Origin of the sequence: Marinobacter sp. C1S70 (assembly GCF_000475355.1) — a bacterium.
Classification (GTDB): Bacteria; Pseudomonadota; Gammaproteobacteria; order Pseudomonadales; family Oleiphilaceae; genus Marinobacter; species Marinobacter nauticus.
Window position 1 is genome coordinate 1 of sequence record NZ_AXBW01000011.1, and the last position, 14,911, is coordinate 14,911.

General features: G+C 57.1%; 15 protein-coding genes. 3 read left to right on the forward strand and 12 right to left on the reverse strand.

Going from position 1 to position 14,911, the window contains the following annotated elements; genetic code table 11:
* Nucleotides 1-45: 45 nt before the first annotated feature.
* The 3 genes from htpX to Q669_RS02075 all read right to left on the reverse strand — a co-directional run bounded on the left by htpX (nucleotide 46) and on the right by Q669_RS02075 (nucleotide 2,721).
* The gene (gene htpX / locus Q669_RS02065) at nucleotides 46-927 is read right to left on the reverse strand and encodes a protease HtpX (RefSeq protein ID WP_011785254.1); all 882 of its coding nucleotides are present in this window, start codon (nucleotides 925-927) and stop codon (nucleotides 46-48) included.
* A 93-nt stretch (nucleotides 928-1,020) separates the two neighbouring features.
* The gene (locus Q669_RS02070) at nucleotides 1,021-1,494 is read right to left on the reverse strand and encodes a hypothetical protein (protein WP_011785253.1); all 474 of its coding nucleotides are present in this window, start codon (nucleotides 1,492-1,494) and stop codon (nucleotides 1,021-1,023) included.
* Between the two features lie 12 nt (nucleotides 1,495-1,506).
* Complete coding sequence (locus tag Q669_RS02075) at nucleotides 1,507-2,721, reverse strand: pyridoxal phosphate-dependent aminotransferase (RefSeq protein ID WP_011785252.1); 1,215 nt, start codon at nucleotides 2,719-2,721, stop codon at nucleotides 1,507-1,509.
* Nucleotides 2,722-2,976: 255 nt separating this feature from the next.
* Here Q669_RS02075 and Q669_RS02080 point away from each other — a divergent pair, with 255 nt between their 5' ends.
* Entirely contained in the window at nucleotides 2,977-3,462 is a 486-nt protein-coding gene (locus tag Q669_RS02080; RefSeq protein WP_011785251.1) for a glutathione peroxidase, read from the forward strand.
* A 2-nt stretch (nucleotides 3,463-3,464) separates the two neighbouring features.
* Nucleotides 3,465-3,932 carry a MarR family winged helix-turn-helix transcriptional regulator gene (locus tag Q669_RS02085; RefSeq protein ID WP_011785250.1) on the forward strand — a complete coding sequence of 156 codons (468 nt, stop codon included), beginning with the start codon at nucleotides 3,465-3,467 and terminating at the stop codon, nucleotides 3,930-3,932.
* On the opposite strand, the gene Q669_RS02090 is transcribed toward Q669_RS02085, so the two are convergent.
* Nucleotides 3,883-6,231, reverse strand: coding sequence for an ATP-binding protein (locus Q669_RS02090; protein WP_011785249.1), 2,349 nt, complete (start codon nucleotides 6,229-6,231; stop codon nucleotides 3,883-3,885). The genes Q669_RS02085 and Q669_RS02090 overlap by 50 nt on opposite strands.
* A gap of 44 nt (nucleotides 6,232-6,275) precedes the next feature.
* Nucleotides 6,276-7,046 carry a hypothetical protein gene (locus tag Q669_RS02095; RefSeq protein WP_011785248.1) on the reverse strand — a complete coding sequence of 257 codons (771 nt, stop codon included), beginning with the start codon at nucleotides 7,044-7,046 and terminating at the stop codon, nucleotides 6,276-6,278.
* A 227-nt stretch (nucleotides 7,047-7,273) separates the two neighbouring features.
* Here Q669_RS02095 and Q669_RS02100 point away from each other — a divergent pair, with 227 nt between their 5' ends.
* A complete protein-coding gene (locus Q669_RS02100; protein WP_011785247.1) occupies nucleotides 7,274-8,284 on the forward strand; it encodes a LysR family transcriptional regulator in 1,011 nt (336 codons plus the stop codon).
* Here Q669_RS02100 and Q669_RS19990 read toward each other — a convergent pair.
* From Q669_RS19990 to Q669_RS02135, 7 genes are all read right to left on the reverse strand, one after another.
* Nucleotides 8,273-9,241: a GNAT family N-acetyltransferase gene (locus Q669_RS19990; RefSeq protein ID WP_022991051.1), complete on the reverse strand. Its 969-nt coding sequence runs from the start codon at nucleotides 9,239-9,241 to the stop codon at nucleotides 8,273-8,275. The two genes, Q669_RS02100 and Q669_RS19990, sit on opposite strands and share 12 nt — an antisense overlap.
* A 3-nt stretch (nucleotides 9,242-9,244) precedes the next feature.
* Nucleotides 9,245-10,396, reverse strand: coding sequence for a cupin domain-containing protein (locus tag Q669_RS02110; RefSeq protein ID WP_022991052.1), 1,152 nt, complete (start codon nucleotides 10,394-10,396; stop codon nucleotides 9,245-9,247).
* 14 nt (nucleotides 10,397-10,410) lie between these two features.
* On the reverse strand, nucleotides 10,411-11,778 hold the full coding sequence (gene purB, locus Q669_RS02115) for an adenylosuccinate lyase (RefSeq protein WP_022991053.1): 1,368 nt from the start codon (nucleotides 11,776-11,778) through the stop codon (nucleotides 10,411-10,413).
* A 79-nt stretch (nucleotides 11,779-11,857) separates the two neighbouring features.
* Nucleotides 11,858-12,478 carry a high frequency lysogenization protein HflD gene (gene hflD, locus Q669_RS02120; RefSeq protein WP_022991054.1) on the reverse strand — a complete coding sequence of 207 codons (621 nt, stop codon included), beginning with the start codon at nucleotides 12,476-12,478 and terminating at the stop codon, nucleotides 11,858-11,860.
* Nucleotides 12,475-13,653 (reverse strand): tRNA 2-thiouridine(34) synthase MnmA, encoded by a 1,179-nt coding sequence (gene mnmA, locus Q669_RS02125; RefSeq protein ID WP_022991055.1) that lies wholly within the window; start codon nucleotides 13,651-13,653, stop codon nucleotides 12,475-12,477. Before mnmA ends, hflD begins: the two co-directional genes overlap by 4 nt.
* A gap of 48 nt (nucleotides 13,654-13,701) precedes the next feature.
* Nucleotides 13,702-14,151 (reverse strand): NUDIX hydrolase, encoded by a 450-nt coding sequence (locus Q669_RS02130; RefSeq protein WP_022991056.1) that lies wholly within the window; start codon nucleotides 14,149-14,151, stop codon nucleotides 13,702-13,704.
* Nucleotides 14,148-14,756 carry a pseudouridine synthase gene (locus Q669_RS02135; protein ID WP_022991057.1) on the reverse strand — a complete coding sequence of 203 codons (609 nt, stop codon included), beginning with the start codon at nucleotides 14,754-14,756 and terminating at the stop codon, nucleotides 14,148-14,150. Before Q669_RS02135 ends, Q669_RS02130 begins: the two co-directional genes overlap by 4 nt.
* Nucleotides 14,757-14,911: the final 155 nt, after the last annotated feature.

Genomic DNA, 14,911 nt, shown 5'->3' on the forward strand with positions numbered 1-14,911 from the left:
ATCGTGTTTTTACACAGCCTCTGTGTGGCGCCCTTTTTCATGTGATTACAGTTTGGCGTTCTGTAGCGCTGCAATTCGGTCCTCCAGCGGCGGGTGGGTCATGAACATTGCTGCCAGACCTTCGCGGGCGCCCCGGTTGATACCGAATGCCTGCAGGGTGTCCGGCATCTGATCCGGAACCTCGCTTTCCTTTTTCAGGTGCGACAGGGCGCTGATCATGGCGCCTCGCCCTGCCAGTTGGGCACCGGCAATGTCGGCACGGTATTCCCGGCGACGGGAGAACCAGAATACGATGGTGCTGGCCAGGATGCCGAGCACGATTTCTGCCACGATGCTCACGACAAAAAAGCCGATACCATGGCCGTTCTCATTCTTGAAGATGACCCGGTCCACGAACGAGCCGATCACCCGCGATGCGAAGATAACAAAGGTGTTTACCACGCCCTGGATCAGCGTCAGAGTCACCATGTCGCCATTGGCCACATGGCCAATCTCATGGCCCAGTACGGCCCGGATCTGGTCCTTGTCGAAGCGGCTTAACAGCCCCTCGCTGACCGCCACCAGAGAGTCGTTTTTATTCCATCCGGTGGCAAAGGCATTGGATTGCTGAGCAGGGAAGATCGCCACTTCGGGCATGCCGATGCCGGCTTTCTTTGCCAGCTCCGCGACGGTTTCAACCAGCCAGCGCTCCGCCGGCGTGCGAGGCGAGTCGATCACCCGGGCTTTGGTGCTCCACTTCGCCATGGGCTTGGAGAGAAACAGCGAGATAAACGCACCAGCGAAGCCGAACACCGCCGCAAACGCCAGTAGCGAGCCGTAGTCGATGCCTTGTTGTGCCAGATAACTATCGACCCCCAGCAGTCGCAGGGTAAAACTGGCAACCAGAATAACGGCCAGGTTGGTGGCCAGAAACAACAGAATACGCATGGTTTTTTCCTGTATCAGCTTACCGGGAAACGTATTGCCTTTCTGACCGATATATGTGGATCCGGTTCAGCGGTTCAAGAACCTTAACGCCATTTAATGAACGGGTTGCAGGCCTGAATCGTTGAAGAAGGTTGATTGCACCGCCAGACTGATGCGGCTGGAGCTGCCGCTTTTCAGGGCGGAGCGCAGCAGATGAATATAGGTGGACAAGTCTTTCTGAACAGAAGGCGGCAATTCGGGCTCGTTTGAAACCGCCGACAGTTCCCTCAGAAGCGCCTGCGGGGCCGGGGCGCTGAGCCGAACAAATGCCTCCCGGGTCAGCACCGCCTGATCCAGAGCTTCCTGGCGAATGGTATCCACGTAACGGAGCAGGCCTTCTTCGGACAGCCAGAGCAGGGCACCGAAACAGGCCATATGGCGTTTGCTGTGCAGGCCGAATTCGTCGGGCTCGTCTGGCCCGGCGATATCCTCCACGAACAGGTTTACCCGCCGGGGAAACGACATGTAGAGCTGAACCAGAGCAATTGCAACGTCCTTGTAGAATTCCTCGACATGAATGTCTGCCATACTGACTCCGGTTTACTGGCGATAGTGTTCAAGGAAATTGCCCAGACGGCCCATGGCATCCGACAGCGTGTCCGCTCTGGGCAGGAAAACAACCCGGAGATGCTGCTTGTCATCAATGTTGAAGGCCGAGCCCTGAACCAGAAGAATTTTCTCCTGAAGCAGCAGATCCAGAACCAGCTTCTCGTCATTCACCACCGGGAAGTGCTTGGGGTCCAGCCTTGGGAACAGGTACAGCGCCCCTTTGGGCTTGACGCAGCTCACCCCGGGAATGTCGTTCAGCATGCGCCAGGCGGTCTCGCGCTGCTCGTACAGACGCCCGCCCGGTGCCACCAGATCGTTGATGGACTGATAGCCGCCCAGAGAGGTCTGGATTGCCAGTTGGGCCGGTACGTTGGCGCAAAGGCGCATGTTCGACAGCATGTCGATGCCTTCGATCAGATCCCGGGCCTTGTGTTTGGCTCCGCTGATGATCATCCAACCAGAACGGTAACCGGCCGCCCGGTAGTTCTTGGACAGACCGTTGTAGGTGAAAAACAGCACATCGTCCGCCATCGAGGCAATGGATGTGTGCTGGGTACCATCGTAGAGAATCTTGTCGTAGATCTCGTCCGACAGGATGATCAGATTGTGTTCCCGGGCCAGTTCCAGAACCTGCTGTAGCAGTTCCTCTGAATACACGGCACCGGTCGGGTTATTCGGGTTGATCAGCACAATAGCCCGGGTCCGACGGGTAATCTTTTTGCGAATATCGTCAATGTCCGGGAACCAGTCCTGTTGTTCGTCGCAGCGGTAATGCACCGGCTTGCCGCTGGACAGCGTGACGGCGGCGGTCCAGAGCGGGTAGTCGGGGGCCGGAATGAGTACTTCGTCGCCGGTGTTCAGCAATGCCTGCATGGACATCACAATCAGCTCGCTGACGCCATTGCCCAGGTAGATGTCATCAATATCGACTTTGGCGATGCCCCGCTGCTGGCAATAGTGCATCACGGCCTTTCGGGCCGAAAACAGGCCTTTGGATTCCACGTAGCCCTGGGCCTGGTGCATGTTGTAGATGACGTCTTGCTGGATTTCTTCCGGCACGTCGAGCTCGAAGGCTGCCGGATTGCCGATATTCAGCTTCAGAACGCGGTGCCCTTCTTCCTCGAGCCTGCGGGCCTCACGCAGAACCACGCCACGAATTTCATAACAGACATTGTCGAGCTTGGCGGATTTGAAAAAGTTCTGCATGGGAGCCTGGGTCCTTCGCTAAGGTTCTGAACGAAAGCCTTATTCTAGCGGAGGGACGCCTCGGGGTAACAGGGGCAATTGTGTGGAATTGTGGCCAAATCAGGATAGTTTACGGACCGTCTTTGAAGTGATGTGTCATCAGGCTGACCCGAACTGACAATTTGCGGTGTTGTTGTGGGAAATTATATTGTGCACAATGTAAATCAGTCGTTCATACAAATCGGCCGAAGCCGGCCAATACAGGAGAGATATTTCATGGCGAGCGAAACCATTTACAGCTTCAGTGCCAAAGATATCAAAGGGCATGAAGTTTCCATGGACGATTATCGGGGCAAGGTTCTGCTTATCGTAAATACGGCCTCAAAATGTGGTTTTACGCCCCAATTTGAGGGGCTGCAGTCGCTCCATGACGAATTGGGGGAGCGTGGGTTTGAGGTGCTGGGTTTCCCATGTAACCAGTTCATGAATCAGGATCCTGGTAACGACGATGCCATCAGCCAGTTCTGTTCCCTGAACTACGGTGTCAGTTTCCCCATGTTCGCCAAGATTGAGGTGAACGGTGACGGCACGCATCCGCTGTTTCGGTTCCTGAAACGTGAGGCCAAAGGCCTGATGGGTTCTGAGAAAGTGAAGTGGAATTTCACCAAGTTTCTGGTCAACCGGGAAGGTCAGGTTGTGCGGCGCTATGCGCCAACGGCGAAGCCGGCCGACATCCGCGCCGATATCGAGAAATTGCTCTGACCATGACAGATAACGATCAGATACTGGCGCTTGATAACCAGATCTGTTTTGCACTGTATGCAGCGAACCGGGCGGTGACTGCCAGGTACCGGCCGTTACTGGAGGAGCTGGGGCTGACCTATCCCCAGTACCTGGTCATGCTGGTGATGTGGGAAGCGGACCGTGAGGGAATCAAGCCGCGGGTCAGCGACCTGGGGGCCAGATTAAGACTGGACTCGGGCACTTTGACGCCGCTGCTTAAACGCCTGGAGCAGCGGGATCTGTTGCAACGGGCTCGGCTCGCCGAGGATGAACGGGTGGTTGGGCTGAGGCTAACCAATGCCGGACGGGCGCTGCGGGCCAAGGCAGCGAACGTGCCCGGCCGCCTTATGTGTGGTCTGGATATTGAACCGGAGCGATTGCTGTCACTGCGACAGGAACTCAGGAGTCTGTTGGAGGTTCTGGAGACAGCGGAGCCCAGCGAGCGATAACCGCCCTGAGTTCGTCACGATTGTAGGGCTTGGTGATGTAGTCATTCATGCCCGATGCCAGGCAATCTTCCCGATCGCCCTGCATCACATTGGCGGTTACCGCAATGACGGGTAGCGTCTGCCATTGGGGGTTCTGGCGGATAGCACGGGTTGCTTCGTAACCGTCCATAACCGGCATCTGGCAGTCCATCAGTACCAGGTCGTAAGTTTTGTTTTGGAGTGCCTCAAGGGCTCTGCGCCCGTTCTCCGCGTGATCTACCCGGTGCCCCAGTTTCTTCAACAGGCTGCTGGCCACCAACTGGTTGACCTGATTGTCTTCCACCAACAGAATGTTTAGAGCCGGTATCGGTTGCTGGCCTGTGCCAAGGGATCGATCCGGGCGTGTTGATTGCCCACCCGAACCCAGTCCGCCGGCTGCGCAGAGGCATCGGAACAGGTCGTCCCTTCGCAGCGGCAGTGCCACGACGCAGTGTCTGGGGTGATTGCTGGTTGCGGTTCCGGACTGATCGGCCAGAATCACCCCTTCTCCTCGCCAGTCATTGGCAAAGGCAAGGCTTTCCCGGGGCGAATTTGCGGCATCAATCAGCAGGATTCCCTCCGGATGCCGACTGGCACTTCGCACCGGTATGTTCCAGGAACGTAACTGGGACTCAATGGCCAGTCTGTGAGGGTTGCTCTGGGGCAGGGCCATGGCAATACCAATATCGCTCAGGCGTCGTAGCACGCCTTCTGCGATCTCCGGTTCATCGCCCTGGTGTACCGGAAGCGGCAGGGTCACGGTAAAGTGGGTTCCGGTGCCTTCCTTGGAATCCACCAGAATCTGGCCATGCATTCGCTCCACCAGTTGTCTGCAGAGTGTCAGCCCAAGCCCGGTTCCGCCGTAGAGGCGGGTGGTGTCAGTATCGGCCTGGGAAAACGGTGAGAATATCCGGTGCAGGCCTTCTCTCGACATACCGATCCCGGTGTCGATGACTTCCAGTCGCAAGCTGCCCCCGGACCAGCTGGTGCGAATCTTTACGGTTCCTGCATCGGTGAATTTGATGGCATTGCTGAGCAGATTGTTCAGAATCTGACGGGTACGGGTGGGGTCCCCCAGAAAATGCTCTGGCAAATCCGGCGCGGTCTCGTTAACCAGGTTAATGCCTTTGCGCCGGGCTTGTTGAGCGTGCAGGGTTGCGCATTCTTCAATCAGTTTTCTCATGCTGAAAGGAATGCTTTCCAGGGAGAGTTTGCCAGCCTCTACCTTGGAGATGTCGAGAATGTCGTTGAGCAGGCCGAGTAAGCTCTCACCGGCATTCAGAGCGATTTCCAGGCGATTGCGTTGACCTGCGTCTTTCTCGCTTTCCAGTGCCAGACCCAACATGCCCAGAACACCGTTGAGTGGTGTGCGGATTTCGTGGCTCATGCTTGCCAGAAAGTTGGCCCGGGCGCGAGCTCTGCGAACAGCGTCTTCCTTGGCGCGGACCAGCGCCCGGTTACCGCGCAGCAAAGCTTCATTTTTTTCCGAAATCTCCCGGGTGCGGTCCTCCACTTCCCGTTCCAGCTGGCTGGAATAGTTTTTCATGGCGCTTTCGGCGGATCGCAGCTTGGCTACGCTCACTTCCATGTTTTCCAGGTGCTGGTTGATGATGCCCACCATGGTGCCGATTTCATCACCTTTGTGGTTTTCCGGAATCGGAAGCCGGACTTTCTCCGGAGAACTTGCCCGCACCTGACTGAGGGCGTTGATGACGTTCATCATGGGCCGGGTCAACACAAAATAGAAAATGGCGAGCAGTACACCGGAGAGCGCAAGGCTTTTCAGCAGCCCGATAATCAGGGTATTGGTCGCCCGGGTGAGAAACTGTATGCCGTAATGATAGGTGTCGATGGTTACAACAAGCTGGCCCAGAGGCAGATCCGCCAATTGCGGCACCTGCAGTTCCTCATTGAACACGCGGCTGGCGCCAAACAGCAGATCGCTGATCCAGCGATAGCGGGAAACCGGGCTGCTCTGGCTGGCCGCAGCCATGGTCTGGCCATCGCTGTCAATAATTCGGGCGTCTATGGTGGCAGGGTGTTGCAAGAGGCCGTCGAGCAGCTCCTCCGCGAGCCGGACATCAATGTTGTAGGCAATCTGGGATGCCGGGCTCTGGCTGATTTCAATCAGGGCGCGAACTTCGCGATCCATCGATTCCCGGGCGGTGAAGTAGTCCAGGGTAATCTGGATCAGGTTCAGTACCAGGCCCAGCACCATGGCGACCAGGACCGTGTCCCGGGTGAGGCGATAGGAGAGCCGTTGCCTGATTCTGTTAAACACGATGTTGCGTCATCCTTGAGATATGGGCGTTTACGAAGCGGCGTTCAGTCGTCGTAATCCGCTTTTTTCTTCCAGGTGCCGTCGTCCTGCAGAAAGTTGTCCCATTCCTTGTCCAGCTTGGAATGGCTTTCCTCATTCATCTTGCCCTCTGTGCTCATTTCCTCAAGTTCCTTGATGCGGGTACGGAAACTCTTCACCGCTTTCATGGCCAGAGGGTTGTCCCGGGATTTGCCCATCTCAGTACTGGCAAGGTGATAAGCGTGAATGGCCTTGCGGATCTGGTTCTGGCGAATGAAATCCCGGGCCTGGAAAACGTGCAGGTCGGCGTGGGTTTTATGCACCAGAAACAGAACATACTTCAGATTCTTCTTGGCGGTGGCAGAGTCTATCCGGCCGGCTTTATGCATAGCCTCAATCAGCTTGAACAAGGCCTGGAGCAGTTCTTTGATGTAGGTGGACTTTTCCGGAGAGTCGACTTTTACGGGTGGGCGCTGGTCGTTCTTTTCCAGAATCTGCTTTTTGGTTTGCGCAATGTTCTCCAGCCACTGTTTTACCGGCTGATCACTCTTCAGCGCGGTCAGTTCCTGGCAGGCGTCTTCCATGCGCTTGAGCAGCAGCAGTTTAAGGTCTGGCGTGAGGTATTGGCCGGGAATATCGGTAAGCAGGCGGTAGGCCTTGTTGTAGGCATCTTCCTGAGCCGTCATTTTGCGAACGCGTTCGATCCTCGCTTTTTCCCGCATCTGGCTGAAAACGATAATAACCAGGGAAACGGTGACGATCGCGGCGAGCAGCAGCACAATGGTAGTGGTATCCATGGTGTGGGGTTAGGCTCCGGATTGAATGAACGTCTGGCCCGAGGGCTTGTTTTATTGGTTTTGATATTATTCGGTAACGCCCTGAAAGCCTAGCAGAAATATGCTATCCCGTCCTTTTCAGGTTGTAATCAGGGCAGTAGGCTCATTTATTACGTGAATTTTCAGATTCCTGTATATTGCGGAAATGAATAATACACTCTGCTGCTGACGGTGAGGTCTGGCTGCCTATGGACATTTCCCGTGTTGATCTGAACCTGCTTGTGTACCTGGATGTGCTGTTGCGGGAGCGCAATGTAACCAAGGCGGCTAATCACCTTGGCATCACTCAGCCGGCCATGAGTAACGGTTTGCGGAGGCTGCGGGATCTGTTTGGCGATCCCCTGCTGGTGCGAACCAGTGAAGGCATGACGGCCACCGAGCGGGCCAGGGAATTGCAGCCACTGGTTCGCGGGATTCTATCGGATATCGAGCAGGCGGTGCAGGAAAAAACGCCATTTGCGGCCGGTGAGAGCCAGCGGGTGTTCCGGATCATGGCCAGTGATTACGCGGAATCCTGCCTGATGCCACGGGTGTTGCGCCGTATCCGACAGGAAGCACCGCATGTCACGCTGGATGTTCTGACGCCCAGTGATGTCAGTTTTCTGGATGTGGAGCAGGGTCGCCTGGACATGGCGATTAACCGTTTCGACAAGATTCCCCAGTCATTTCATCAGAAAACCCTCTGGACGGAATACTTTGCGTGCTTGATGAACGCCCGGAACCCGATCCTGAAAGAGCCGTTTACACTGGATACCTATCTGGACGCCAGTCATATCTGGGTCAGCAAGACCGGTTTTGGTGTCGGGGTGGGGGTGAATCCGAAGGATGTTCAACGCCTGGGCTGGGTGGACGAGGCGTTGGGCCGAATGGGGCGCAAGCGCCAGATTTCCGTGTTTACGCGCCATTATCAGGTGGCGATGCTGCTGGCGGAACAACACGATCTGATTGCCACGCTGCCATCGAGAGCAGCCTGGCTGCAAAAAGATAATCCAAATCTGGTGGTTAAGGTGCCGCCTTTTGAGATTCCGCCCTTTGAACTCAAGATGGCCTGGAGCCCGCTGCTGCAGCACAACTCGGACCATCAGTGGCTGCGCAAACTGATTGTGGAAGTGGCGGAAGAAGTGGATGAGGAATTTGCGCCATTCGGGGCCAGTTTCGAGTCACCTCAGGCGGTTCAGGTGTCCCACTCAGAGCGGTAGTTCGCGTAACTCCAGAGAGGGGCGCGCGGCGTCCCACATTTTCTGGAACGCCTCTTCCATCAGCCGGACCCGCCGGCCGGCGGAAAAATCGGCAAAGCCCTCGGGCTTGTCAAAGCTGTGTCGGTACAACACGCCCTGGCGGTCGACCAGCAGGAAGGGCTGATCCTCCATGGGGTAGTCCTCGTTCACCAGCCGGAGCTCAATGCGGCTGGTGAGCCGGCGCATCAGTTCTACCAGTTGGTGTCGTCGTTGCACTAATGGCTTGTCGTCGTGAATCAATAAACGGACCTCGCTCAGTCGATGGCGACGGGCGAGGGCAGAGACCAATTCCCGCAGGCGATGCCTGTCGTAGAATTCATGGTCCAGAATCCGGTCGTAAAGCCATAGGCGCTGGCCAGCCTGGCCAACCAGGGAATCCATCAGGTTCATGAAGGATGAGGGCTGGTCAAACAGCCAGGATTCCTCATCGGCTCCCAGGATTAACGGGTTGCTGCGTCCTGCACCGGCCCGATGGGCGAGATCCGGTGCCAGACAGCGCATGTCGAGGTGCGGAATGCCGGCATCCTCATAGGGGGTAAGCGAACAGATGTGGAAGCCGCATCGTTGGTAAAAACCAGTGGCATGTTCCTGGGCTGAGAGCCGGAGTTCCTGGTAACGGCCGGCAGACTCGGCGATCAGGTGCCTGAGCAGGGCTTCTCCAACACCTTTGCCCCGGGCTTCCGGTAACACGGCCATGCGGCCGATGTAGCCGGTTTCTTCCAGGGCGGAAAACAGGCGGGCGGTGGCCACGGGTTGGTTGGACGCATCGACGGCAAGATAATGATCAGCAATCTCGTCGGTGTCATCCCACTCAAGCTCTGGCGGCACCTTCTGCTCATCGATAAACACCCGCTGGCGAATCTCGCGAACCGACCCGGGTGCCAGTTGCCAGCTGTATTTTCGAAATCTCAGATCCATGGCTTACTCGAAATAGATCGAGCCCTGGTTGTAGAGGTTAGTTAACAGCCCCAGCAAGGCTTCGTCGCCGGCAAATTCCGCCAGTGTCGCCATATCAATGCGGGAGCGGGCACAGAGCAGGGGGGCCAGCGGACGGGCATCGCCCTTGAGCAGAAACTGTTCGCCATCAACAAACAGGGCGGTCTCATCATTCAGCTCATGGTAAGCGAAGCGGGAGCCTTCGTTCCAGCGCAGCTGTTCGCCGGCCCGGATGGCTTCGGCCAGATCATCAGGCTCAGCTGGCTCGTCGGCTGGAACGACGATGTCCATGCTTTTGGGGGCGGTGGCGAACTGCCCGAACCAAAGCGCCAGATTGCGGCGATCACCGAGTTGCTCCCGAATCACGGCGTCGAGACGGTCGACGACATCGGCGCCGATGGTTCCGGGGTTATCCTGAACCTGAAGATCCGGGTCATCCAGATGTTCAGCCGCTTTTTCCTTCTGGCTCAGGTAGTCGGTAAAGCTGGTCAGTACGTCGTCGACGGTAGGTGCCCGAAAACCCACAGACAGGGTAATGCAGTCGTCTTCCGCCACCCCATGATGGCCAACGCCCGGTGGCAGGTACAGCATGTCACCCGGCGCCAGGGTCACGGTTTCTTCACCGTCCCAACTGCTCAGAATCCGTAAGGGTGTACCTTCTACCCGGGGCGATCTGTGGTCACAGTGTCCGCCGAAGGTCCAGCGTCGGTGGCCCTGGGCCTGCAGCAGAAACACGTCATACATATCGTAGTGGGGCCCAACGCTACCGCCTGTCGGTGCGTAGCTGGCCATGATGTCGTCCAGCCGCCAGTTGGGGATGAACCGGAAGTTGTCGAGCAGATCAGAGATTTCCGGTACCCAGTGGTCCAGGCCCTGAACCAGCAGGGTCCAGTCCTGCTCCGGCAGCTCGCTGAAACGATCGGGAGTGAACGGGCCATTGTGAAGTTGCCAGGGTTTTCCGGCATCGTTCTCGATGACGATGCGGGATTCAACGGCTTCCTCGCAGGCCAGTCCGGCCAGCTCATCCTGGCTGACCGGGCACTGAAAACCGGGAAACGCCTGGCGGATAACCAGTGGCTTTTTCTGCCAGTAGTCGCGCAGAAATTCATTGGCTGTCAGCCCGCCAAGCATATCCATGGTGTTGCTCCTGCCTAGATGTCTTTGGCCTGGTCGATCGCGTTACCGATGTAGTTGTCCGGGGTCAGGGCGCGCAGCTCGGCCTTCGCCTGTTCCGGGATCTCCAGGGTTTCCACGAAATTCTTGATGACTTCGGGCGTCATGGCCTTGCCGCGGGTCAAGTCCTTGAGCTTTTCGTAGGGTTTCTCGATGTTGTAACGGCGCATCACGGTCTGGATCGGCTCCGCCAGCACTTCCCAGGCGTTGTTCAGGTCTTCGTTCAGACGGGCAGGGTTGATTTCCAGCTTGCCCAGACCTTTGAGGGTGGCTTCGTAGGCAATCAGGCTGTGAGCAAAGCCAACGCCCAGGTTGCGTAGTACGGTAGAGTCGGTCAGGTCACGCTGCCAGCGCGAAATCGGCAGCTTGGCGGACAAATGGCTGAATAGGGCGTTGGCGATGCCCAGATTGCCTTCGGAGTTCTCGAAGTCGATCGGGTTCACCTTGTGCGGCATGGTAGAAGATCCGATTTCACCGGCCACCGTTTTCTGTTTGAAATAGCCCAGGGAGATGTAGCCCCAGATGTCCCGGTCCAGGTCGATCAGGATGGTATTGAAGCGAGCAATGGCATCATAGAGTTCGGCGATGTAGTCGTGGGGTTCGATCTGGGTCGTGTACGGGTTCCAGTCGAGGCCCAGGCTCTCAATGAATTCTTCGGCGTTGGCAGCCCAGTCCACGTCCGGGTAGGCAGACAGGTGGGCGTTGTAGTTACCCACTGCACCGTTGATCTTGCCCATGATTTCCACTTCGCGGATCTGCATCAGCTGGCGGCGCAGGCGATAGACCACGTTGGCCAGTTCCTTGCCGACCGTGGTCGGGGAGGCGGTCTGACCGTGGGTGCGGGACAGCATGGGCTGTTCAGCGTGCTGCCGGGCCAGCTCGGCCAGCTTTTCGACAAGGTTGTCCATGGCCGGCAGCAGGCCGTGATCCAGGCCTTCGCGCAGCATCAGACCATGGGACAGGTTGTTGATGTCCTCGGAGGTGCAGGCAAAGTGAACAAATTCGGTCACCGCGTGCAGCTCAGGCACGTCGGCAATTTTTTCTTTGATTAGGTACTCAACCGCTTTGACGTCGTGGTTGGTGGTGCGTTCGATTTCCTTGATTCGCTCAGCATCGGCCAGACTGAACTCGTTGACCATCTTGTCCAGAAACGCATTGGCTTCGGCGGAAAACGCGGGCACTTCGGTAATCGCCGGATGGGCAGCCAGTTTCTGCAACCAGCGGATTTCGACGGTTACCCGGTTACGGATCAGGCCGTATTCACTGAAAATACTGCGAAATACACTGACTTTGCTGCCGTAGCGGCCATCGACCGGAGAAATAGCGGTCAGGGCGGTGAGTTCCATCGAAAACCTCTCAGTTCATCAAAGAAAAAGCGGGACAGGAAAATGAAGCTGCTAATGATACACCAGCCGGCTCGCTGAATCAGCGCAGCAACTCCCGGGCATGGCTGATGACCTTCTTGCGGGTGAAAATGAGTTGCCAGCGATGGCCGCCACTTTGCCTCCACAGCACGGCAGATCGGATGCCGGCCAGCAACAGGGCCCGTACCTTGTCTGCATTTTCATTACGCTGGAGTATCTGCGGGTTGCCGGTTACCTGAATGCGCAAACGGAAGGTGCTGATGGTATCGGCATAGATCGAGGCGACATTGCCCAGAAGGTTGCTGTGACTGTAACCGAAATGGCTGGCGGTATGCCGGGCCTGCTCGATCCTGTTCCCGATAACGTCCAGCATGTCCGGGGAGCGTTTGAGTTTGGCTTCAAGCTGGATCAGGTTGAACACGTACCGCAGGATTTCTACGTCCTGGGGTTGGCCGTGCTGGGCCAGTACCGTTGAAAGTACCGTCAATCCTTCCCGTATGTCAGACAATTCGCCGCCGTAGACATCCAGCGTTGAGGCCGGGTTGGTGGCAAACAATGAGCGAATACAGGTTTCCAGGCTGTCTTCATTGCAGTTGCCGTTATGGGCAATCTGCTGCACCAGGGTCGCAGCCTGACACAGGCCGGCCAGCGCCAGGGTCTGGTCATGCAGGGAGCGGCTCATGTGTCAGATCCTTCACTTGCCAGGCGCTCAAGTCTTGCCGGTAAGGCTTCGTTATCGCGCCAGGTTTGCTCAATAACACCGCCGCCCAGGCACACCTCACCTTGATAGAAAACCACGGATTGACCGGGAGTTACGGCACGCTGGGCGTCGTCGAAGACGACCTTCACGCCACCGTCTATGACGGTAACCTCGCAATCCTGATCCGGTTGGCGATATCGGGTTTTCGCCTTGCAGCGGAACTTCTGTGCCGGAGGTTCGCCGGCAACCCAGTCAACAGGGCCCGAGACCAGTCCCCGCGAAAACAACAGTGGGTGATGCTTGCCCTGGACGGCAATCAATACGTTCCGCTTGAGATCCTTTTCTGCCACATACCAGGGGTCGTCGCCAAACTCCGCAAGACCGCCAATGCCAAGGCCCTGACGTTGCCCTATGGTGTGATACATCAGGCCTTGATGTTTGCCAATCACCGTGCCGTCGGGCGTTTCAATGTTGCCGGGCTGAGCGGGCAGGTACTGTTTCAGAAAATCGGTAAACTTCCGTTCCCCGATAAAACAGATTCCTGTCGAATCTTTTTTATCGTGAGTAACGAACCCTTGCTCTTCAGCAATCCGGCGAACCTCCGGCTTTTCCAGTTCGCCCACCGGAAACAGGGTGCGGGCGATGCGCTGGCCGGAGACGGCATGGAGGAAGTAACTCTGGTCTTTGTTGGGGTCCAGCCCCTTGAGCAACTGGGCCTTGCCGCTACCATCGTTGAGCGGGCGCTGGCGTGTGTAATGGCCAGTCGCGATATAGTCGGCGCCCAGAGTAACGGCGTAATCCAGGAATGCCCGGAATTTTACTTCCTTGTTGCAGAGGATGTCCGGATTGGGGGTTCGGCCGGCACTGTATTCCGACAGGAAATGCTCGAATACCCGGTCCCAGTACTCCGCGGCGAAGCTGGCGGTGTGCAGTTTGATGCCGATGGCATCGGCAACAGCCTGGGCATCTGCCAGATCAGTCATTGCAGTACAGTATTCGGTCCCGTCGTCCTCGTCCCAGTTTTTCATAAACAGGCCTTCCACCTGGTACCCCTGATCTTTCAGGAGCCAGGCCGCAACGGAGGAATCCACGCCGCCGGACATGCCGACGATCACGCGGGTGTGCGCGGGGGATTGGGGCTCAGTATTCTGGGTCATTTCGTCTGGGAACCGGTCAAAAGCGCGAATTTTAACATCATCCGGTGATTACGTCTGTCCATCCACAACCACATCAAGGGGGAATTTGCGTCCGTTTCGGTAATCCTCGATGCACTGGAGCACCAGCGGGCTTCGAAGCCGGTCACCGAGTTCCCGGATCTCCTCCGGTGTCAGCCAGTGAGGGCCGATGATGCCGGTATCCAGCTCGTCGGTGGCATGCCGGATGGCTTTGGCGGCATAACAGAAGCGGTAATAGGTGACACCATTGGCTGGAGCCTTGTAGGTGTAGACGCCCAGGAAATAAACCGGCTCTATCTCCCACCCGGTCTCTTCGAGGGTTTCCCGGCGTACGGCATCCAGAATGGCCTCGTTCTCCTCGATATGGCCTGCGGGTTGATTGAAAACCACCTTCCCGCCACTGACTTCCTCAACCAGAAGAAACCGGCCCTGATCGTCTTCAACAACCACCGCCACGGTGGCATGGGGTTTCCAGGTCATGATCGGTGACGCCTCCTTTTGGGCCTGGTTGATAGTTTCGGGGGAGTGTCGGGCAGATTGACCGTAACACTTCGGTATTCGCCGGGCTTCAGGTTATCCAGGGTCCAGTCCCCGATGCGGACCCGGATCAGTCTCAGAGTAGGGTAGCCTACCGCCGCCGTCATTCGGCGAACCTGCCGGTTTTTGCCTTCGGTAATCGTCAGCGCCAGCCAAGTGGTAGGCACATTCTGTCGAAATCTCACCGGCGGGTTGCGGGGCCACAGGTCGGGTGTTTCAAGTCGATCCGCTCTGGCCGGCCGCGTGATCCCGTCTTTCAACACTACGCCTTTGCGAAGCTTTTGCAGGGCCTCGTCTGTGAGCTCACCTTCGACCTGAACCCAGTAAGTCTTGGGCATTTTGTTGGTGGGCGATGCGATACGATGCTGTAATGCGCCCTCGTCGGTGAGCAGTAAAAGCCCTTCGGAATCGTAATCGAGTCGACCGGCAGGATAAACGCCGGGTTGATCAATCCAGTCGGCTAGGGTGGCTCTGGGATGGCTGGCGCGCTCGTCGGTAAACTGACTCAATACGTGAAACGGTTTGTTGAAGAGAATCAGCTTCGCCATGGGTGAAGTCCTGTGCCGGAAATGCGCGAAAGCGCCAAGACTACTGCAATCACCGTTGATTAAAAAGCACGAAGCCAGCCCACCGGCAGAACTGGTGGGAAAAGGAAAGAAATGGCAGGCTGCCGGCGTTGGCTGAGGGCTTCAGGCAACGCCTG

Bases quoted from the DNA above. Each gene is read 5' to 3' on its own strand.
- htpX (WP_011785254.1), bottom strand. From the start codon at position 927: ATGCGTATTCTGTTGTTTCTGGCCACCAACCTGGCCGTTATTCTGGTT.
- Q669_RS02070 (WP_011785253.1), bottom strand. From the start codon at position 1,494: ATGGCAGACATTCATGTCGAGGAATTCTACAAGGACGTTGCAATTGCT.
- Q669_RS02075 (WP_011785252.1), bottom strand. From the start codon at position 2,721: ATGCAGAACTTTTTCAAATCCGCCAAGCTCGACAATGTCTGTTATGAA.
- Q669_RS02080 (WP_011785251.1), top strand. From the start codon at position 2,977: ATGGCGAGCGAAACCATTTACAGCTTCAGTGCCAAAGATATCAAAGGG.
- Q669_RS02085 (WP_011785250.1), top strand. From the start codon at position 3,465: ATGACAGATAACGATCAGATACTGGCGCTTGATAACCAGATCTGTTTT.
- Q669_RS02095 (WP_011785248.1), bottom strand. From the start codon at position 7,046: ATGGATACCACTACCATTGTGCTGCTGCTCGCCGCGATCGTCACCGTT.
- Q669_RS02100 (WP_011785247.1), top strand. From the start codon at position 7,274: ATGGACATTTCCCGTGTTGATCTGAACCTGCTTGTGTACCTGGATGTG.
- Q669_RS19990 (WP_022991051.1), bottom strand. From the start codon at position 9,241: ATGGATCTGAGATTTCGAAAATACAGCTGGCAACTGGCACCCGGGTCG.
- Q669_RS02110 (WP_022991052.1), bottom strand. From the start codon at position 10,396: ATGGATATGCTTGGCGGGCTGACAGCCAATGAATTTCTGCGCGACTAC.
- purB (WP_022991053.1), bottom strand. From the start codon at position 11,778: ATGGAACTCACCGCCCTGACCGCTATTTCTCCGGTCGATGGCCGCTAC.
- hflD (WP_022991054.1), bottom strand. From the start codon at position 12,478: ATGAGCCGCTCCCTGCATGACCAGACCCTGGCGCTGGCCGGCCTGTGT.
- mnmA (WP_022991055.1), bottom strand. From the start codon at position 13,653: ATGACCCAGAATACTGAGCCCCAATCCCCCGCGCACACCCGCGTGATC.
- Q669_RS02130 (WP_022991056.1), bottom strand. From the start codon at position 14,151: ATGACCTGGAAACCCCATGCCACCGTGGCGGTGGTTGTTGAAGACGAT.
- Q669_RS02135 (WP_022991057.1), bottom strand. From the start codon at position 14,756: ATGGCGAAGCTGATTCTCTTCAACAAACCGTTTCACGTATTGAGTCAG.